Here is a 20174-nt window from a genome sequence, read left to right as displayed (position 1 = left end):
CGATGATCGTTGTTAAGTGTGAGCAACCAGGCCCCGGTGAAGCGCCCATATGGCAATATTTGGGAAATGCCTATACAGGAATGGCTGGGCAACCACTGGGATCAGCCGATCAAGTACGAAGACCCCTTGGCCGTTGAATACGCCTATACGCCTGACAAGATCGATGCGGATTGGCGGAATGCATGCGTAGCTCTCGAAGAACGAAAGCCTGGAGCGGAGGAAATTAGTCGCGCCCTCCACGAGCAACCGCCAGTTCATGAAAACAATGGATATCAATTTGCGATCTTCTCCATGGCATTTAGTAATATGCCAACCTGCGTCATGGCAGTTGCTAAAGAGCAGGGGGATGAAGAGTGGAAAGCTGCTGGTGAATACCGAGACAATTTACTCATCATTAAGCGCGACTACCGGGGGAATGGCCTCAGTTACCCACTTATCCGTGCAAAGTTCAAGGCGAATGGGGGATACTCACCCAACCCAGATCGCGGCTATTCCAGTGCGGGACGCGGGGCGCTGCTTAATGCCTGGAAGCTGGAAGTCGAGTGGGCTCGTGCCAACGACCAGCAGGTGCCGCCAGCGATCCTTCAGGATTACGCTAACTGGTTTATCGAGGCGGTTGCGCCTGAAGCAACTGCACCTAGCGAAGGATGGATCGAGCGGTCACTGAAGAACGTGGGAAGGTACTTGGGGGTGATTAAATGAGTGCTGGTGGAGCTGGCCGGTCGCCAGGCTGGCACCGGCCGTTGCGGTCGGGTCCGCCATACCGGCGGCAGCGACCAGCAGCAAAATTTTCGCGCATGACGAGCATGCGCGCGGTAGACTACTCCGGCAAACAAAGCGAGGCCTCATGATCCGCCAGCTATTACCCGTCCAAGATCCCTAAATGACCGACAGGCGCCGCCCGGCAGGTGCCGAGCCTCCGGAGGCTCTTGATCCAGCCGCGGCATTTGCGCTGGGGCAGTGGGGCATGGCGAAGCGGCTAGCCCAGCCTGGTCGACCACCGCGCCGGCGCTGAGATGTCCAGGCAGGCATTGACCTGCCGCTGTCTATCAAAGGAGAACCTGCAAGAAGCGCTTGAGTGGTCAGCGGAGCCGGAGCATTCAGTGCGACGCGCTTCAAGCAGCTCTGCGGATTATGGATGGACGGATAGCCGTGTGCCGGAAGAGCGAAATCGACTGGGCAGCCCACTCCCCAGATGACCAGCTCGGAGCGGCGACGGAACGGGCGGCGCGCCGCGACTCTGAACTGGTCGCTGATCAGTTGCGTGCTCTTCGTCTAATTTCGGAGGGGAGCTGTGCCGCGTATGGCGACCCGCTGTATCCCCGGCAGAGCAGTGTCGTACGTAGCGCGAGCAGGTACCAGAAATTTCGTGGTTAGCACGAAACCATCGACTTTTATGCGATTATAGGGCGTAATGGGTGGCCGGGAGAGCAACGCCTTGCCCGCCATTAACTGCAGCACTGAGCAACAGGTTGACCAATGCCGAGAACCGTACACGACGTTCTTCTTTCCATGTGGCAAATGCAAATGCACAAGCATCCTGCCGAAATGCTGCGAAACCCGCTTCTGCCGGTCGAGGATATCTTGAGCCACGGCGAACAAAACTTCTATGATGAATTGCTGTATACCGCAAAAGTTGAAAGAACTACGATAAAGAAAGTACGTGTCCCACCAGTTTTCTTTGAGCGGGTTGGAAAGCCAATGGAAACAATCACGTATCAGAACCTTGTCGTTGAGCTGGATACTGCTCTCACTGACAAAGTTGCTATCGAATTCAATCCGTACACAGCAAGGTATTGACAAGGGCGACGATGTAGCGCCGCCATCTCACCGTAACCGAGGAAGATGTACCCCAGCGGCTGGAAACTGAAAGCCGCCGGTGAACCGAAGGTATACGTGCGATGCTGCAGGAATCAGGGCGCCCCGGCTTGGTGCAGGAACTGGACCGGCAGCGACGTGAAAGCCGGTTGGGGGTCACTGGGGCGCGGGTACTCCAAAGGGCGGCACTGTCGATGAGCGTCGCTCCTTGAGAGAGGCAGAGGTGCCACCTTAGGCGGTTGGATGGGCTGTCCTTTGTTCAACTGCGGTGTACCGGCCGTTGACGGCGCGAACCTCTCCCTTCTTGCAAAGCTTGGAAAGACAGGAGCTTACCGCTCCCAAAGTGGTCTCAGGGCGGAGTGTCACAATTCGCTCGAACAGCTCTCGGGTTGCGGCGCCTTGCTCTCCCATCGATAGCAACCTCTGTCTGATAGTGTCACTCAAGCTCGGTTGAGGGATCTTGTTCGGCGAGAGCTGCACAGTGTGCAGCAGGGATACAAGGTCGCCAGGTGCATGTTCGACGGCCCACCAGATCCCGTTCTGCCCGACAACCTTCCCCTGCTTCTTCTTTTGTGACAGAGAGCTGCTGACCCAGCCATTCTTCAGTTCAACCCCGGCTATGGCGCAAGCGTCAGCCAGAGCTTTGGCGCTTGCGCCCGTATGACCGAAGCCTCTCAGGACGTCGAGCATCGCCTCAACCTTCGGACCTGAGGGAGCAGACGGAAGGGAAGAGGGCGCTGAAGGCGCTACCCTGGCCGATGGTGATGCACTCTGCGACCGCAGGATTGACGCAATTTCTTCCCCACCGGGACGCACGCCGGCTGCCGCCTGATCCACGATCTCTTCAAGCAGGAATGCTTGGTTTTCGACCGAGGAGCGATCCGCCGCGAGTGATGCGAGGCGTTGCCGGCATGTCTCGATCTGACGTTCCAAGTCGGTGATTTCCCGGCCGATTTCCTCCAGCCGATTGCGTCGTTCGGCTAGGGCGGCTCGCACACCCTGTTCCCATGGATTCATACAGCGCCTCCGATGCGCTCACCGGACTTTGCGGCAGAGAGAAAAAGGCTCTTGCACTCGCAGGTCAAATAATTCTGACTGGAACACAGAGAGCAGAGCGTCACCGAATATATGCTAGGCGACGGACGGAGGGAAAGATGGAATAGGCTAGGCAACGCAAAAAGGGCGGCCGCGGGAACGGTCGCCCTTTTCAGAAAATGAGTATGCTCTTGCGCAGTCCTCAACTCCACAGTCATGAGGATTGCGCACGGGTGTGGGCTTGTCAAGCGCTGATTACTTCAGTGCTCGAGAGAGCTATTGCCATGCACTCATCTGGTCGTCCCCCCGACATTTCGCTTGAACACGCCGGGCGTATTCTGTGCGCCGTCCTTTCCGGAGAATGGCCAGTGAAGGATGTTGCCCGTAAGTTTGATGTTAGTCGCACCACGGTGTGGACAATCAAGAAACCGCGTCCAGGGAGCCGGTTTTGGGGCCTAAGCCCCATAGAGTTCGATCGCGAAAATCCCATGGCAGGCCTCTCCAGAAGGAGGCGATCGTAGCGGCATGTGTTCCCACCAGTCGAGAAAGGCTACGTTTATGAAAGCTTGCTACGTGTTGTGGTTGGTGAACGTAGAGATGACCAGCCAGACAGAAGCGAGTATTCAGGTTGGTTTGAATTCCGGAACGGTCAATCACATCGTGCGCGGACGGCGTTTCCGGCATGCCTACCCGATTTGTCCACCACATCGCCGGGATTGACTTCGGTACGGCTGCGGATTGGCCGCGTCTCATCGAGGCCGATCCGCAGCGCTCACGCCATGTCTTCATGCCGATCGACGTGTCGAAGAGAATCATGTCGGCCCACTGGAACTTCTCCATGGCGCCGGTATCCAGTTATCGACACACCTCCGGCTGTCGGGCGGAGAGCGGTTGTGGCGTGATCGTTCCAGCGAGGACCCGGTCCCCCATGGGCGTGCCGGGTCCCCTGGAAACGCCGCTTATAAACCGATGGCGGCCGGCTGTTACACCAAGTGGGGCCACTCATCGTCGGTCGTACAAGGAATTGCGATCCCCTCTCCGGGTGTTGAGGTGCACACCCTCATCCAAGGTTTGGAACAAGCGATTCCAAGCGGAGCAGGCATCGCCAGTGGCGGAGGGCGGCGCATATGGCTCCAGCCGCGCCATGGGCTGCCCGCGCTGGGTGATGATCACCGTCCGGCCGCTGGCGGCCTGCTTGAGGATCGTAGAGAATTGTCGTCTGGCATCGGCTGCGGATATGAGACGTGGCATGTCACCGCTCAGTATCGGACAATGGATTGGCAACTTGAACGATTGGAGCGATGCCGCGCAGTTGTCTGACGGCTTCCAGAGCTGCTGGAAGGTGGCTGATTGTTCGATCGTAAAGTGCGAGCATATCGCTTTGCTCGTCCGCTGACATGCTGTCGATGCTTTCCATGGCGAGTGCCTTCTGGCGCTTGCCCAGAGGCAGGAGGTCGATGGCTGCCCGGAGGCGTTTCTGGCGATCTGTGCCCTGCCGATCTGTGTCCTGCATGAACCACCCCGCTGTACCGGTCGTTCCGCGCCCTGCATGCCGCACCTGACGGTGGTGATGGTACGCCGGCCGACCGGGTCATGGAAGGCCCCTTGACCGTCGCCTGGGTCAGGCCACTGACTGCCGTGGTGGCTTGCTCCGGCGGGCCGGGAAGAGCAGGAGGAGGGAGCGGTGCCAAAGCGTGCATCGTGACAGTTCAAGGAGTTGCGGTGGTTTGAGGGTGAATCGTTCGGAAGCCGTCTACTGCTCCAGCTGTCGATCAATGGACGAAGTCAGCGAGATGTTCGGGGCCGCCACCCCTCTTCCGCTGTCATTTGGCGAATCGCAATCGTGAAATAAAAGTGATTCATGTGAATAGCCCGAGACGCAAGCCTTGGGTTGAGTGCATCCCATTGAGATGGCGAGAAAAACTCTCGACAGCGTTGGCTTGCCTACTGCGGCCTGCTTCCTCTGCAGCTTCGACCGCGCGGCCCAGAGTGATCGATCGGCTTGGCGTCTTGTCGCGCGGGCCTCAGCCAGGTGCCGGCGCAAGCGGCAGGAGAGATGCCTCCCGGCCAGACCGGGGCCCATCCGTCGGGCTCTTGTAAAGGAAATGGAGTGCTCTGAAACCCTCGTTTGCTCGTATCTCTAAAAACTTTACAATAGGGCACTGTCTCCATCTTGGCTTGAAATTCGCCATGACACTTATCGGCTACGCCCGCGTTTCGACCGACGACCATATCGGCTGGCGAAATAACCTATACTGAAGCCGTTTCGGTCGAAATCCTGGTTGTAATAGCGTGAACTGGCGCATTGCGTCGGTGCCCCTTCGACCTCAATAACCTTTACCGACGATCCCAATAACCTTGACTGGCACCCAGTCCCCGGCTGGGCGTTACTCCCACGACGCAGGCGCTTCTCCGTTTCGGCATACTCCGAGTAGCTTGGCATCTTGTCGCCCTATACTCGGGAGGGTTTCACGACGCCGGTTACCAGGGCTTTCCGCTGCTCCGTGCAACGGTCTTCTCCCACCGTGCGGCGATGCCGGAGTGGGCTGGAGTCTGTTCAAACTGTCTGTACAGGCGGCCAAACGATCATTTTCTCAGAACTGATCAAACTGTACAAAGGGACGATTTCTCCTCCGTCCCGGAGCTTCCCCATGGCCCTGATCGGCTACGTCCGTGTGTCCACCGAGGATCAGGCGACCTTCAGCCAGCTCGACGAGTTGAAGGCCGCCGGCTGCGGGGTGATCTTCGAGGAGAAGGCATCGGGCGCCAGCCGGTCGAGACCGGAACTGGCCAAGGCCGTTGCCCATATGCAGCGCGGCGATATCCTGGTGGTAGCCCGCATCGACCGACTGGCCCGCTCCCTCTCCCACCTGCTGGAAGTGATCGAGAGGGTGGAGGCCGTCGGCGCCCACTTCAAGTCGTTGCGCGATCCAATCGACACCTCGACGCCGCAGGGGAAGTTCGCCCTCCAGGTGCTCGGCGCCGCCGCCGAACTGGAACGCGCCCTGATCCGTGAGCGGACAAAGGCTGGCCTGCGGGCGGCCAAGGCCCGCGGCCGGGTGGGCGGCAACCCGGCGCTCAAGCGGCGCGATCCGGAGGCGATCGCTCAGCTCTCGGCGATTCGGGACCGGCAATACATGGCGGACCTGTTGGCCAGCACGGCGGCGTGGCTGCCCAAGGTGCGTGCGCTTCGCCCAGCGAATTCGTGGGGTAAGGTGGCCAAGTCCCTCGGGCGGCTGGGCTCGCCCGATCGGCCTTGGACGGCCGACCGGCTGTCGCGGGCGGTGCGCCGTCTCGTCGCGGAGGGGCTGGCTGAGCCGGCCCTGATCGAGCCGGCACTGCGCAAGCCGCCCAAGGAAGACATCCTCTTGGTCATCGCCGGCATCAAGGGAGCCGATCCGAACCTCAGCCTGCGGGCCATCGCCGCCCGTTTGGAGGAGATGCGCATCCGCGCCCCGCGTGGCGGCCCCTCGTGGTCGGCGTCGTCGGTGAAGGCATTGCTGGATCGCGCGGAGCGCGCAGGGCTTGTCACTCCAACCCAAAAGGTCAGACGGAACCAGAAGAGGATCAACAAAGGATAAAAAGACTGTGCAGCAGCGTGCGGGTGGCCTCCACTGGTTTCTATTACTGTCAACGCGTTTCCGCGCTGATCGGTGTCAGAACCTCAGGCCGATTCACAAAGATGTTCCGTGACGGCCCGGCAATTCAGCCGCGATCCTTCGGCAAACGCTGTCCCAATCCCCACGCGACGGCTGGCGGAAGAGCCGCAGCGTCGGGTACCAGGGAGAATCGTCGCGCCGCATCAGCCATCGCCAATCCGGAACGTAGGGAAGCAGCACCCAGGCCGGGCGGCCCAGCGCGCCGGCCAGATGCACCGGGGCGCTGTCCACCGAAACCAGCAGATCGGCGACGGTCAGGATAGCCGCCGTGTCCTCGAAATCGGCGATCTCGCCGTCCAGCCGCTCGATCCGCATCCCCGGCGGCGGAGTCAGTGCCTGGGCCGCCGACGGCCCTTTCTGAAGCGCCAGGAACGTCCCGCCGGCCACCGCCAGCGGCGCCAGACGGTCCAGGGTCATGGAGCGGTTGGCGTCGTTGAGGTGGGTCGGCCGTCCGGCCCAGACCAGACCGACCAGTGGCTTCCGCAGGCTGGCCAGCCGCTTGCGCCAACGCTTCACACGGGACGCCTCGGCGCTCAGGTAGGGGATTGCGCCGGGCAGGTTGGAGGGCGTCAGGCCCATCGCCATCGGCAGGCTCATCATTTCGCAATGCACATCGAAGGGCGGCGGCAACTGGCCGCGCAGGACCAGCTCGTCGGCCCCGGCCGACCGCCGGGCGAAACCGGCCTGCTCGTGGTTGATCTGGAGGACGACGCGGGCTTGGGCGCGCGCCTTTGCCCAGGCCACCATGCGCAGGAACTGGAAGGTGTCGCCATAGCCCTGCTCGTCGTGGATCAGCAGCGTCTTGCCGGGAATCGGCCGTCCGTCCCAGCGCGGGCGCTGCACCCGCCGTTCGAGCTGGGCGGTGTGCGGCATGCCGTAGCGGTGGTGATACTCGCGCCAGCCGCGCTCGAACTCTCCCATCAGCAGCAGCGTTTCCGCCAGTTCGAAACGCAGGCTCAGGTTGCCGGGGAGCTTGTCGACCAGCAGCTCATAGATACGCCGGCATTCGTCGAGATGGCCCTGGGTGCGCAGGGCGACCGCCAGCAGGTGCCAGCCGTTCGCCGATCCGCCGCCTTCGGCCAACGCCTGCCGCGCGCAGCGCTCCGCCTCCTCCGGCTTGCCGGCCGCCAGCAGGGCGCGCCCCTCCTCCTCCAGCGCCCGCGGGTTGGTCATTCCGGCCTGCGCTCCGGTGCCGCTTCGTCGCCGGTGCGGCCGAGTTGGGCGAGGACGACGGCGTGGGCCGCGGCAAGCTTCGGGTTGTCGGGGGCGAAGTCGCGCAGGGCCTCCAGCCAGTTCAGCGCGTCGGCCCAGCGCCCGCGTTCGCCTTCCAGTTCGGCGGCGTTGAGGTAGGCGTCGGCCATGCGCGGGGCGATGTCGATGGCGCGGCGCAGCAGGGCCATGCCCTGCTCGGGCTGCCCGAGGGCGGCCGTCAGCTTGCCCAGGTTGCTGCATGCGTCGGTGTAGAGCGGGTTGAGAACGAGGGCCGCGCCGTAGCGCCGGGCGGCCTCCCACGGTCGTTCGAGCAGCAGGAGTGTGTTGCCGAGGTTGTTGTGGCCCTCCGGGATCTCCGGCGCCAGCGTCAGCACGCGTTGCAGGCAGCGCAGGCTGTCCTCCAGCTTTCCCGCCTCCTGGAGGATGATGCCGAGGTTGCTCCAGATGCCGGGGGCCAGCCAGTCCCGCGCCACCGCCTGCCGGGTGGCGCGCTCGGCCTCCTCGAACCGGCGGGCGCGGCGGCACAGCTCGCCGAAATTGCTGAAATAGGCGGCCGGCGCCGCCGGATGCCCGCAGGCCTGGCGCATGTGCTCGATGGCGAGGTCGAGGCGGCCGGCCGCGTGCGCCATCAGGCCGAGCAGATGGTGGGTGTCGATCTGGGCGGGCAGCACCGCCAGCACCTGCCGGCAGAGGCTTTCCGCTTCCGGAAGCTGGCCCGCCTCCCAGTGACGGTAGGCCAGATCGACGGCCTGTTCGACCGGCATTCCCTGCGGCGGGGGAGCGGCGGCGCGGGAGCGGGATTGTCCCGGCTTGCCGGGGCGGGGCGAACGAGCCATGGCCGGTCTATTTCCTGAGCTGCTTCAGGGCCGCGTCGAACCCCTTCAGCGGAACCGGAATGTCGACGGCCTTCCGGTCGGCGGTGACGAAGCGCACCGTCACCTTGTCGCCGCGCCGGAACTGGTCGAGGCTGGACTGGTCGAGGTCGGCGACCATGCGGCAGCCTCCGGCCTGGCAGCTTTCGAACGGCAGGGTGACGGGCTTGGCGGAATCGATGCTCATCGCCAGCCCCGGCTGGAGCAGCACGCCGAGCGGCGCCGTCATGATCAGGCGGGGCTTTCCCTCCGGCGCCAGATAGCCGACCAGGACGTTCAGCAGGATGGCGTTCGCCGGCATCGCCACGGCGTACTGCTCGATGAAGCAGCTCTCGCGGTCGCCGGCCTCCTTGACGCAGCGCTTGCTCCACAGGGGCGCCGGCGCGGCGTCCGCCTTGGCGGGCGGGTCGGCCGCCAAGGCGGCGTCCGGGGCGGGCGCCGTTCCGGCGGCGGCCAGGGCGAGGACAAGTGGAACGGCCTTCCAGGTTTTCATGACATCCTTGTCCATCGATGCGCCCGTCCGTCATGCCGCGGCCGGACCGGCGCGTAAACCACCTGCCGGGCATCCGGCCGGGCCGGTCTGCACGCAATGAGCGTTCTTTTCATTTCGTCAAATAGCTTAGCAAAATCGGCATCTATTGGCAATAACGATGCCAGAATTCCAAGTGAAAGAATTAGAAAGATCTGGAAAGATCTGGAAAGAAATCATGTTACATTTAGTGTCATTGACTTTTTCATTGTGATTGATATCGATAAGTAGGAATTGCCTTGAGCCGGCGAGATTTTTTCCCAAGAACTATTGTTTAAGAATTTTTCAATAGCCGGCCAATTGGATAGCGGCAACCTGTGGATGTCGTGTGTTTGCGCCCAAGAATCACCCTCCGGCCGGATTGAGGCAAGCCTCCCGATCCCGGGCCGGATGAACGACCGAGGTAGGACGAAGATGCTGACCGTTTCCGCCCGCAAGCTTTCCGCCCTGCGCTGGACCCTCTTGGCGGGAGCCTCCATGATCGTCATGGCGGGCGTGCTGGGCCCCATGCCGGCGGACGCGGTGACCAACACCATCACCGGCACCACCCTCTCCACGATGCAGACGGTCACGGGCGGCAACAGCCTGTCGATCACCTCCACCGGAACCGTCTCCCCGGCGTCGGCCGCCGCCATCTACGTCACGGGAACCGCCGGGAGTCTCTGGAACGACGGCGCCATCACCCCGGCCAGCGGGAGCGGCATCGTCATCAACGGCTCCGCGACGATCACCAGCATCCACAACACCGGCTCCATAAGCGGCACGATCGGTCTGGAGACGTCGTCGAACGGGCGGATCGGCACGATCACCAACTCCGGAACGATCGCCGGAACCTCCGTCGGCGTCACCATCAGCAGCGTTGCGCTGGGCACCCTCACCAATTCGGGGCTGATCCAGACGAGCGGAGTCAACGGAGCCCTCGCCCTGAACGGGACCACGAGCGCCGGGAGCGTGCTCAACAGCGGCACCGGCACGCTCACCTCGACGTCCGGCTACGTGTTTTCCGTGACGGGAACGGCGACCTCGCTCACGCTGCTGGACACTGCCGGACTGATAAAGGGGGCCAACGGCGTCCGGGTGCAGGGAACGCTCGCAACCCTGACCAACAGCGGCACGATCCAGGGAACGTCCGGCAACGCCCTCTCGATCGCCAGCACCGGCACGATCACCTCGCTGTCCAACACGGGCGTGATCGCGGGCAACATCAACGACAGCCGGACCACCGGCCTGACGATCGCGGGCGGCACCGGCACGATCTACGGCACGCTGACCGGCGGCACGATCACCAACGCCGGCACGATCACCTCGTCCGGCGGCGTCACCTTCACCGGCAACATCGCGCTCAACAGCAACGTCTCGGCCAATTCGGGCACCGGGACGGTCACCAACACCGGCACCCTCTACACCGCCCGCGCCACCACCATCGCCGGCTCCTACACCCAGCCCTCCGGCGCGGAACTGCAACTCGGCGTCGTCTCCACCTCCGTCTACGGCGCGCTGAACGCCTCGGCCGGCCTGACCCTGACCAACGGGTCGGTCGTCATGATGGCGGCGCCGTCGGGAACCCTGGCGGCGGGCACCTACACGATCGCCAGCGGCGGCACGGTCGGCACCGACTACACCAACGTCACCGTCACCGCCCCGTCCTCCGGCCTGGAGGCTTCGACCACCACCACGATCGCCAGCAACAAGAATTACCTGGTCGTGACGCTGTCGCAGGCGAGCCGGCTCTACTGGGACGGCGACACGGGCGGCAACGCCGCCAACAGCACCGTGGACGGCGGCAACGGCACCTGGAGCAGCGCCGGAACCAACTGGACCAAGGTGGACGGCACGAGCAACGGCACGCTGACGGGCAGCACCATCACGCCCTTCTTCCAGGGCACGGCCGGGACGGTGACCGTCTCCGGCTCGGTCTCGGCGGCCGGGATGACCTTCGCGACGAACGGCTACCTGCTGACCGGCGGCACCATCGGGCTGGGCAGCCCGGCCGCGACCATCGTCGTCGACAGCGGCGTCACCGCGACCATCGCGTCGAGCCTGACCGGCGGCGGGGTGTACAAGAACGGCGCCGGCGAGTTGGTCCTGTCCGGGGTCAACGGCATCGGCAACAACTCCACCGTCAACGCCGGAACGCTGACCCTGATGGGCGGCTCGGCCCTTCCCGACACCAAGGCGGTGGCGGTCAACGGCGACGGCACGCTCAAGCTCGGCGCCGACGAGACGGTCGGCGCCTTGACGGGCTCCGGCGTGATCAACCTGGACAGCCACACCCTGACCAGCAACGCCGAAGCCCCCTTGAACACCACCATGTCCGGTTCGATCACCGGCACCGGCGGGTTCGTGAAGGCGAACACCGGCAGGCTGACCCTGTCGGGAACCGGCAGCTACACCGGCGGCACCACCATCACCGGCGGCACGCTGACGGCCGCCTCCGCCACCGCTCTCGCCAGCACGGGCGCGGTCAGCATTTCGAGCGGCGCGACCTTCGCCATCAACACCAACCTGACGATCGGCGCCCTGTCCGGCGCCGGCGACGTCGCGCTGGGGTCCAGCACGTTGACGGCCGGCGATGCCGCCAGCACCACCCTGTCGGGCGTCATGTCCGGTACCGGCGGCTTCACCAAGGCCGGCAGCGGCACCCTGACCCTGTCGGGTGCCAACAGCTACACCGGCAGCACCACCATCGGCAGCGGCACGCTGGCGGTGACCGGCACCATCGGCAGCGTCTCCATCGCGCCGGGGGCGACGCTCAGCGGGACCGGCACCGTCGGGGCGCTCACCAACTACGGCACGCTGGCGCTCGGCAGCTCGGCGCTGACGGTGGCCGGCAACATCAACGGCACGGGCGCCATCACCTTCACCATCGGCAGCGGCGGCACCGGCTACATCGTCAACACGACCAACACCGCCAACTACACGCCGGGTGCAGGAACCGTCACCGTCACGCCGACGCTGAGCGGCGTCACACTGACCAACGGCGCCACGGTCGCCCTGATCCGCGGCAACAGCGCCTCGACGGCGCCAAGCTTCACCGGCACCACCCTTTCGGTGGTGTCGGCCGGATCGGAAACCTGGACGGCGGCGGCCGGTACGGCCTATGTCGGGACGGTGGACCTGAACGGCTACACCATCGCCGCCAACGATACGGTGCTGGTCGCCAACGTGACCTCGCCGCCTCCGCCTCCCCCCCCGCCGCCGGTGGTGGTCACGACGCCGACCACGCCCGAGGTGACGACTCCCGTCGTCGTCACCCCGACGACACCGGAGGTCACGACACCGACCACTTCAACCACTCCAACCACTCCCGTCGTGACGACGCCGACCACTCCAACCACCCCGACCGTCACCACGGGGGTGATCGACGGTTCCCAGCCGACCTTCACCAACGAGGATGGGGCGGTGCAGGCCACCACCGTGACCTTCGACGGCGGCACGCTGAAGCCGACGGCGCCGCTGACCTTGACCCAGACGGTCAAGGTCGAGGCCACCAACGGCGTGATCAACCCGAACGGCTCGACCGTCACCCTGTCCGGCTCGATCACCGGAGCGGGGCAGCTGACGGTGAACGGCTCCGGCACCCTGGTCGTTTCCAGCAGCGTGTCCAACAGCGGTGGCCTGAGCGTTCAGTCGGGCGACGTGACCGTGGCCGGCGGCGGCAGCGTCTCGGCCCCGGTGACGGTCAGCGGCGGCGCCGTCACCGTCGAGCAGGGCGGCAGCGTCTCGGCACCAGTCACGGTCGGCAACGGCGCCGTCACCATCAACAGCGACGGCACGGTCGCCTCCTCGTTGAAGGTGGAGAGCGGCGGCTCGGCCAAGGTCAACGGCGAGGTCACCGGTGCCGTCACCGTCGCCGACGGCGCGACGCTGAGCGGCGGCGGGGTCATCGGCGGCATCACCTCGGTTTCCGGCATCCTGGCGCCGGGCAACTCGCCGGGCACCCTGTTCTTCACCGCCCCGGTCACGCTGAACGCCAGTTCGGTCTACCAGGTCGAGATCGACGGCACCGGCACCGGGACGGGGGCGGGCAACCACGATCAGGTGGTGGTGGCCGGCGCCTCCTTCACCGCCGGCGGCCGGCTGACGCCGGTCCTGCGCGGGATCGGCGGCTCGGCGACCAACAGCTTCACGCCCTCGCTGGGTCAGAGCTTCACCGTGGTCACCGCCGACGGCGGCGTCGCCGGCCGCTTCGCCACGCTCGACCAGCCGGCCGGCGGGCTGGCGGCCGGCACGCGGCTCGACCTGATCTACGGCAGCAGAGCCATCGCCCTGGTGGCGACGCCGGCCAGCTACGCCGACCTCGGCGCGGCCGGCCTCGCCCAGAGCGCGAACCAGCGGGCGGTGGGTGCCGCGCTGGAGAGTTTCCGGCCAGTGGCCGGCGGGCAGGCGGCCGACGCCACGGCGCAGGCGCTGTTCGACAACCTCCACAGCCTGTCGGGCGACCGCATCGGTCCGGCGCTGAACCAGCTCTCCGGCGAGATCCACGCCGACACGCTGGCCGCCGACCGCGCCAACCGCCGCCGGTTCGGCCGCGCCGTCGAGGCCCGGCAGGCGGCCGGGCGTGGAACGTCCGGCGCGCCGGGTCCGGTGGCGGGCGTGGTGCAGTTCCTGTTCGACGGCAAGGCGCGGTCGGCCACCGGCCTGCCGGAGGGGGCGGACGGCGGCGCCAGGGCGGCGGGCGGCGCCACCGGCCTGTGGGGCCAGCCGCTGGTCGGCCGCGGCCGCAGCGGCGGCGACGGCGGAGCGGTCGACCGTTTCACCGGCGGCTTCATGGTCGGTTCCGACCACGCCTTCGACCCAAACCTCACGGCCGGCGTGGCGCTGGGCTTCCTGCGCACCCGCGTGAAGGCCGACGGCGGGCTTGGCAAAGGCACGGTCGACAGCTACCAGGCGACCGCCTATGGAAGCTGGACACCGGGTGCGGCCTTCGTCGACGCCGCGCTGGGCTATGGCCACAGCCGCTATGAAACCTCACGGTCGGTGGTGTTCGGCGCCGTCGCCGGGGCGGCGTCGGGCGAGGCGGACGGCGACGACCTCTCGGCGGAGCTGTCGGCGGGCGTCCGCGTGGCGCTGGACGGCGACGCCTGGGTCGAGCCCCGCGTCGGCCTGCGCTGGGACCGGCTGCAGCGCGGCAGCTTCACCGAGACCGGCACGCCGCTGCTGGGCCTGAGCGAGGAGGCGGCGACGCAGAACGCCCTGCGCAGCTCGCTGGCCCTGCGCGCCGGCACCCGGATCAGCCTCGGCGAGACGGCGGTCGAGCCGACCGGGCTGCTCGGCTGGGAGCATGACTGGCGGGGCGTCGATGCCTCGGCGACCGGCGTGTTGAACGGCGCGCGCTTCACGGTGCGCTCCAGCCGGCCGGGCCGCGACGCGGCGGTGGTCGGCGCCGGGGTCAATGTGGCGATGACGCAGCGGCTCTCGCTCCAGGTCGGCTATCTCGGCGAGATCCGCCGCCGCGACAGTGACCACGGCCTGTCGGCCGGGCTGCGCTGGTCCTGGTGAGGGAAGGCGCGGCGGTTTCCGGACACGAATCCACCTTTCCAAAAGCCGGGGGAAAGGGGAAAGATCGGGTCCGGTGGACATGACCGGTGGTGGATGGCGATGACGGGGCGATCGGAGTTGCGGGCCATCCGCGCCGGATGGTGCGGCGTCCTGGCGATGCTGATGCTGCTGGTCGCCGGCGGTGCGGCGGCCGAGGCGGTGCGGGTGGACGGCCGCAACCGGCTGGCCCTGTCCGGCTTTGCGTTGCTGCGCGATCCCGGCCATGCGTTGGCCGTCACCGACGTGATGGGCCGCGATGCGGACCGCTTCGAACCGGCCCCCAGACTGGCCGAAGGCCACAGCCTGGGCTTCACCGCCGACGCGGTCTGGCTGCGTGTGGAACTGTCGGTCGCGCCGCAGGGCGCCGGCCGCTATTTCCTTGCTCTCGACATCCCCAACTTCGACCGGCTGGAAGCCTGGGGGTCCTGGAGTTCGGGAAATTCCGGGGCTCCGGCGGAGGCGGACCCGCCGCCGCTGCTGCGGCTCGGTGACCGCGTCGCCGACGAGCGCGCCATGCCGACCCGCCTGCACGCGGCGGGCATCGACCTGCCCGCCGGGGAGCATCGGCTGTGGCTGCGGGCGGTGTCCACCAGCTCGATGGCCCTGCCGCTCGAACTGTGGCGGCCCGGCGCCTTCTGGGTCTCTGAGCAGGCGAGGATCCAGATCCACACCATGCTGACCGCCGTCATCGGCATCCTCGGGCTGGGCGCGCTGCTGCTGGCGGTGGCGCTTCCCAGCCTGCCGATGGCGTTCTACGCCGCCTCGGCCCTGGCCACCACCGGGCATGTCATGGCCATGAACGGGCTGGATGTCCTGCTGTGGGGCGGGCATTTCTTCTTCGGCGACATCTCCTCGATCGTCTGGCTGGTCGGCGCCGGAGTCTTCGGCGCCGGATTCCTGCTGACGGCGCTGCCGCTACGGCGCCATGCACGGTGGGCGGTTCCCGTGTTGGCCGTCCCGGCGCTGCTTGTCGCCGGGCTGCTGGCCGGCTATCCCGTTCTCGACGGCGACACGCGGTCGCTGGTGATTCCCGTCGCCACCAACTTGCTGCTGGTGGTCTTGGTCGCTGGGATGGCAGCCAGTGTCCAGTGCCGCCTGGCCGGCGACCGGCCCGCCCTCTACATGGTGTTCGGCTGGCTGGCCCTGGCCGCGGGGAACCTGCTGGCCGGGCTGCGCAACGCCGGCGTCCTGCCCTGGACGGACGCAACCTACTATCTGCCGGCCTACGCTCCGATGCTGGAGATGCTGTTCTTCGCCGCCATGCTCGCGGCGCAGCTCCGCCAGCTGCGCGTCGAGAAAGCGCACGCCCAGCGGGCGCTGGTCGAGGCGCTGCGCCGGAACGAGGCCGAGCTGGCGCAGCGGGTGGCGGAGCGCACCGACGCCCTGGACCGCGCCAACGCCGTCCTGCACGACCGGGAATCACAGCTTCGCGCCCTCCTGGAGGCCGCGCCCTTTCCCATCCTGCTGTCCGATGCGGCCGGGGCGGTGACGCTTTACGCCAACCGGCGGGCGCGAGGCCGGTTTCTCGGCGATCCCGACGCGGCGCCGGTCCCGCGCCCGGCCGCCGACCTCTTCTGCGACCCGGCCGACCGTGACCGGCTGCTCACCCGGCTGGAGCGCGACGGCGGTGTCGAGAACGCCGAGGTCGAGCTGCAGGACAGCGCCGGCAACCGTTTCTGGGCACTGGCGTCGATGGTGGCTATCGAGCACGAGGGCCGGCCGGCCCGCCTCGTCGCCGTGAACGACATCAGCCGGCGCCGCCAGCTCGAACAGGAGCTGACCAAGGCGAAGGAAATGGCGGAAACCGTCGCCGGCCTGGAACGCGCCGCGCGCGCGACCCAGCGGCAGTTCCTGGCGATGATCAGCCACGAGTTCCGCACGCCGCTGACCGTCATCGCCATGGCGGCGCAGAACCTCGAACTGGACGCCCCCGACGCCACCGCGCAGGAGCGGCTGGCCCGGATCGGCCGGGCGGTGGCCTACATGAACGGCATGATCGACGCCTGCCTGCTCGACGACCGCATCGAAGGGGCCGGGCTGGTCCTGCGCACCGGCAGCCTCGATCTGGCGGTGCTGGTCCGGGAGATCGTCGACGCCACCCAGGCCGCCTCTCCCCGGCACCGCATCGCGGTCCGCACCGGCGACCTGCCGGTGACGGCCGGCGACGCGCCGCTGATCGGCGTCGCCCTGTCGAACCTGATGGAGAACGCGGTGAAATACTCGCCGCCGGACAGCGCCGTCGAGGTTACGCTGGAGCGCGATGGCCGGGAGGCGGTGCTGACCGTCGCCGACCGGGGACGGGGCGTGCCCGACACCGAGCGCGAGCGCATCTTCGAGAAGTACTACCGCTGCGTCGACACCGGCGGCGTGCCGGGCGCCGGGCTGGGCCTGTACCTGACCCGCAGCATCGTCGCCGCCCATGGCGGCACGGTCGCGGTGCGGGACCGGCCGGGCGGCGGGACCCTGTTCGTCATCCGGCTGCCGCTGCAGGATGCCCTGGCGTCGGACGGCGACGCCCGCGAAGCCGCCTGACCCACCGGCCCCTCTTTACCAAGGACCATCGGCCATGCCCGTCGACGTGCTCGTTGTCGAAGACCACGCGGATCTGCGGGAGGAGATCGTCTCCTTCCTCCAGCGCCGGCAGATGACGGTGCGGACCGCCGGTTCGGCGCGGGAGATGGATCTGGCCCTGGCCGATCGCCCGCCGGACATCGTCGTCCTTGACCTCGGCCTTCCGGGCGAGGATGGGGTGTCGATCGCCGGGCGGCTGTCGAACGCCGATCCACGGCCGGGGCTGGTCATCGTCACGGCGCGCGGCCGGGTCGAGGACCGGATCCTGGGGCTGCATTCCGGAGCCGACATGTATCTGGTCAAGCCGATCGATCTGCGTGAGTTGGAGGCTGCCGTCCTGTCCGTCATGCGCCGTCGGGGGCACCCGCCGGCCGTCCCGGCGCCCGCCTGGCACCTCGACGCCGAACAGTGGCGCCTCGTCACGCCGGGCGGAACCATCGTCCTGCTGAGCGAGGCGGAGGTGCGCTTCCTGTCGCCGTTCTTCGAAACCCCCGGCGCGACCATCGACCGCCGCATGCTGGCCGAACGCATCCAGGGCGACGCCCGGGGCATCGATCTTCTGGTGCACCGGCTGCGCCGAAGGGTGGAGGCCGATGCCGGAGAAGCCCTGCCGTTGCGCACGGTGCACGCTCGCGGTTTCGCCTTTACCGCTCCAACCGTGCTCTAGGAGCGCCTAATCAGAGCCCCGGTCTGGTGCGCTGAAGCGGTTGATTTTCCTCACCTCAGACCGGTTCTGATCGGTGCTCCAAGCCGAGCAGTCGAGCAGACCGTTCACCCGCAGTTGGCTGTGTGGTCTGTTGCTGTAGCCCGGAAGCACATGGAAGGAGGTGGCGCCGATCAGCTAGGGCCAGGACTCATAACCAGTAGCTGACAATCGCGGCAATGTGGACGGCGGCCAAGAAGTTGATGGCAAGCCGGTCATAGCGGGTGGCGATGCGTCGGAAGTCCTTCGGCCGGTTGAACATGCGCTCGATGGCATTGCGGTTGCGGTACAGGTAAGGCGAGAAGCAGTTCTTCCAGCGTCGGTGGCCTTAGGCGGGATGTTGGGCGCTGCGCCCTTTTCCTCGATCTTCCGGCGCACGGCGTTCGTGTCGTAACCCTTGTCCCCGTGCACCAGTTCAGCGGTCGTGAACTGGTCCAGCAGCCTGTCGGCGGCCACGCAATTGGCGACCTGGCCGCCGGTCAGCAGGAAGGCGACGGGGCGGCAGGCAGTGTCGGTTAGGGCATGGATTTTGGTCGTCCGCCCTCCACGCGACCGGCCGCCCTGCGTCTAGAGTCTGTCTGTTTGTGTCTGAATCGGAGATGGGGATTCCCGAGGGAGCGGATATGTGATTCAACGGGTTGACTGATTTGGGAGATCAACCCTGATGGCACGTCCGTTGTCTCTGGATCTTCGAGAGCGCATTGGGGCTGCGTTGGCGAGTGGCCTGACGACCCGCGCGGTGGCGCAGCAGTTCAGCGTCTCGGTTGCGACGGCCGTGCGGATCGGTCAGAAGCAGCGTGCCGGACAAGGGCTTGAGCCGGGCAAGATGGGCGGTCATCGTCCCTTCGTGCTGGGGCCGGATGTGGTGGATTGGCTGCGCGAGCGGCTGGCTGAGAAGGGCGACCTGACGATCCGGGCGCTGACGGCGGAACTGGCGGAACGCGGCACAGTGGTGACGCCGGACACCGTCTGGCGATGCGTGCGCCGATTGGGCCTCAGCTTCAAAAAAAACATTGCTGGCCAAGGAGCAGGATGGGACGAAGCTGGCTCGCTTCCGAGCGCGCTGGAAAGCCCACCAGCATAAGATCGATCCCAAGCGCCTGGTCTTCATCGACGAGACCTGGGTGAAGACCAACATGACCCGCACCCGGGGGTGGTGTGCGCAGGCCCAGCCTTACCTCGCCAAAGTTCCCCACGGCCATTGGAAGACGCTGACTTTCCTGGCGGGCCTGCGTCACGACAGGATCGTGGCTCCTCTGGTCCTGGATGGGCCGATCAACGGCACCATGTTTACGGCCTGGGTCGAGCAATTCCTGGTGCCCACCCTGGCACCGGGCGATGTCGTCGTTCTCGACAACCTGGGCAGTCACAAAGGAGCCGCGGCGCGCAATGCCATACGGAATGTCGGCGCCCATCTGCTCTTCCTGCCGCCCTACAGTCCCGATCTCAATCCCATCGAGATGATGTTCGCAAAGCTCAAAACCTTGGTCCGGAAAGCCGAGGAAAGGACCATCGAAGCCATATGGCGGCGCATCGGAGCCCTACTCGATCACTTCCAGCCTCACGAGTGCGCCGCATACATCCGACATGCAGGATATGATTCTACTTAAATCAGACAGACTCTAGCCTGGCATTTCGGAAGCGTCCCGCCCTTTTGCCTCCCTGTCCCGTTTGACAATTTCCGCCACCGCATTTTTGCTGAGCCCCAGTTCTCTGCCGATCGGTCGATAGCTTCGCCCCGCCGCGCCCAAGGCCAGCACCTTGCACGCGAGCCGGTCTGACTTGGGCCGCTGTCTCGGCTTGCGCCCCAGAGCCTTGCCCCGCGCCCTGGCGGCGGCCAACCCCGACCGGACCCGTTCGCGCAGTAGGTCGCGCTCGAACTCGACGAGCGCTCCGAACATATGGAGCACCAGCCATCCGCCACTCGACCCAGTGTCGATGGCATCGTGCAAGCTACGCAGCCCGACGCCAGCGGCATCGAGCCGTTCGGCCAATTCGATGAGGTCCTTCAGGAATTGGCCCAACTGGTCGAGCCGCCAGACGACCAGCATGTCGCCTCGGCGTACCACGTCGAGCCCGGCGGCAAGACCGAGGCGGTCCGTCCTGGCACCGCTGCGGCGATCCTCGAAGATCCTCTCGCACCCGGCCCCTCCGAGCGCGTCATGCTGAAGGTGCAAGTTCTGGCCGTCGGTCGATACCCGTGCGTAGCCGATCAGCATGGGTCAAGCCCCCGG

15 protein-coding genes and 1 pseudogene are annotated in these 20174 nt (G+C 66.2%); 7 read left to right on the top strand and 9 right to left on the bottom strand.

Annotated elements, in window-relative coordinates; translation table 11 throughout:
- The first annotated feature begins 18 nt into the window (after positions 1–18).
- Together ABNQ39_RS37250 and ABNQ39_RS37245 are read left to right on the top strand one after the other, a co-directional pair.
- Positions 19–702 carry a hypothetical protein gene (locus tag ABNQ39_RS37250; RefSeq protein WP_376968045.1) on the top strand — a complete coding sequence of 228 codons (684 nt, stop codon included), beginning with the start codon at positions 19–21 and terminating at the stop codon, positions 700–702.
- An 825-nt stretch (positions 703–1527) separates the two neighbouring features.
- The gene (locus tag ABNQ39_RS37245; protein ID WP_376968042.1) at positions 1528–1800 is read left to right on the top strand and encodes a hypothetical protein; all 273 of its coding nucleotides are present in this window, start codon (positions 1528–1530) and stop codon (positions 1798–1800) included.
- 249 nt (positions 1801–2049) lie between these two features.
- Here the strand turns inward: ABNQ39_RS37245 and ABNQ39_RS37240 are convergent, their stop codons facing one another.
- The 4 genes from ABNQ39_RS37240 to ABNQ39_RS37225 all read right to left on the bottom strand — a co-directional run bounded on the left by ABNQ39_RS37240 (position 2050) and on the right by ABNQ39_RS37225 (position 4366).
- A complete protein-coding gene (locus tag ABNQ39_RS37240) occupies positions 2050–2751 on the bottom strand; it encodes a hypothetical protein (RefSeq protein ID WP_376968038.1) in 702 nt (233 codons plus the stop codon).
- Between the two features lie 522 nt (positions 2752–3273).
- A complete protein-coding gene (locus ABNQ39_RS37235) occupies positions 3274–3693 on the bottom strand; it encodes a hypothetical protein (RefSeq protein WP_376968035.1) in 420 nt (139 codons plus the stop codon).
- 162 nt (positions 3694–3855) lie between these two features.
- Positions 3856–4104: a type II toxin-antitoxin system Phd/YefM family antitoxin gene (locus ABNQ39_RS37230; RefSeq protein ID WP_376968032.1), complete on the bottom strand. Its 249-nt coding sequence runs from the start codon at positions 4102–4104 to the stop codon at positions 3856–3858.
- 1 nt (position 4105) lies between these two features.
- On the bottom strand, positions 4106–4366 hold the full coding sequence (locus ABNQ39_RS37225; protein ID WP_376968030.1) for a hypothetical protein: 261 nt from the start codon (positions 4364–4366) through the stop codon (positions 4106–4108).
- 1138 nt (positions 4367–5504) lie between these two features.
- Between ABNQ39_RS37225 and ABNQ39_RS37220 the strand changes: the two genes are divergently transcribed.
- The gene (locus tag ABNQ39_RS37220) at positions 5505–6434 is read left to right on the top strand and encodes a recombinase family protein (protein ID WP_376968027.1); all 930 of its coding nucleotides are present in this window, start codon (positions 5505–5507) and stop codon (positions 6432–6434) included.
- 93 nt (positions 6435–6527) lie between these two features.
- Here the strand turns inward: ABNQ39_RS37220 and ABNQ39_RS37215 are convergent, their stop codons facing one another.
- The 3 genes from ABNQ39_RS37215 to ABNQ39_RS37205 are packed head-to-tail and all read right to left on the bottom strand — an operon-like array spanning position 6528 to position 9089.
- Positions 6528–7685, bottom strand: coding sequence for a glycosyltransferase family 9 protein (locus tag ABNQ39_RS37215; protein ID WP_376968024.1), 1158 nt, complete (start codon positions 7683–7685; stop codon positions 6528–6530).
- Complete coding sequence (locus tag ABNQ39_RS37210; protein WP_376968021.1) at positions 7682–8560, bottom strand: tetratricopeptide repeat protein; 879 nt, start codon at positions 8558–8560, stop codon at positions 7682–7684. Before ABNQ39_RS37210 ends, ABNQ39_RS37215 begins: the two co-directional genes overlap by 4 nt.
- A gap of 7 nt (positions 8561–8567) precedes the next feature.
- Positions 8568–9089 (bottom strand): invasion associated locus B family protein, encoded by a 522-nt coding sequence (locus ABNQ39_RS37205; RefSeq protein ID WP_376968018.1) that lies wholly within the window; start codon positions 9087–9089, stop codon positions 8568–8570.
- A 450-nt stretch (positions 9090–9539) separates the two neighbouring features.
- Here ABNQ39_RS37205 and ABNQ39_RS37200 point away from each other — a divergent pair, with 450 nt between their 5' ends.
- From ABNQ39_RS37200 to ABNQ39_RS37190, 3 genes are all read left to right on the top strand, one after another.
- On the top strand, positions 9540–14627 hold the full coding sequence (locus tag ABNQ39_RS37200; RefSeq protein ID WP_376968014.1) for an autotransporter domain-containing protein: 5088 nt from the start codon (positions 9540–9542) through the stop codon (positions 14625–14627).
- Positions 14628–14726: 99 nt separating this feature from the next.
- Entirely contained in the window at positions 14727–17198 is a 2472-nt protein-coding gene (locus ABNQ39_RS37195; RefSeq protein ID WP_376968011.1) for a sensor histidine kinase, read from the top strand.
- Positions 17199–17232: 34 nt separating this feature from the next.
- The gene (locus tag ABNQ39_RS37190; RefSeq protein ID WP_376968008.1) at positions 17233–17904 is read left to right on the top strand and encodes a response regulator transcription factor; all 672 of its coding nucleotides are present in this window, start codon (positions 17233–17235) and stop codon (positions 17902–17904) included.
- 187 nt (positions 17905–18091) lie between these two features.
- Here ABNQ39_RS37190 and ABNQ39_RS37185 read toward each other — a convergent pair.
- Positions 18092–18498 (bottom strand): annotated as a pseudogene (locus tag ABNQ39_RS37185) (IS5 family transposase); the annotation flags it as partial.
- Positions 18499–18604: 106 nt separating this feature from the next.
- Between ABNQ39_RS37185 and ABNQ39_RS37180 the strand changes: the two are divergent.
- A protein-coding gene (locus ABNQ39_RS37180) for an IS630 family transposase (protein WP_376968005.1) occupies positions 18605–19550 on the top strand; the annotation gives its coding sequence in 2 pieces (ribosomal slippage) (positions 18605–18943 and positions 18945–19550; 945 coding nt in all).
- Between the two features lie 12 nt (positions 19551–19562).
- Here ABNQ39_RS37180 and ABNQ39_RS37175 read toward each other — a convergent pair.
- A complete protein-coding gene (locus ABNQ39_RS37175; protein ID WP_376968002.1) occupies positions 19563–20159 on the bottom strand; it encodes a recombinase family protein in 597 nt (198 codons plus the stop codon).
- Between the last annotated feature and the right edge of the window lie 15 nt (positions 20160–20174).

Source organism: Azospirillum sp. A26 (assembly GCF_042604635.1).
In the GTDB taxonomy this organism is placed as follows: Bacteria; Pseudomonadota; Alphaproteobacteria; order Azospirillales; family Azospirillaceae; genus Azospirillum; species Azospirillum palustre.
The sequence above is the reverse complement of the archived record's forward strand: the minus strand, read 5'-3'. Positions and strand labels throughout refer to the sequence as shown.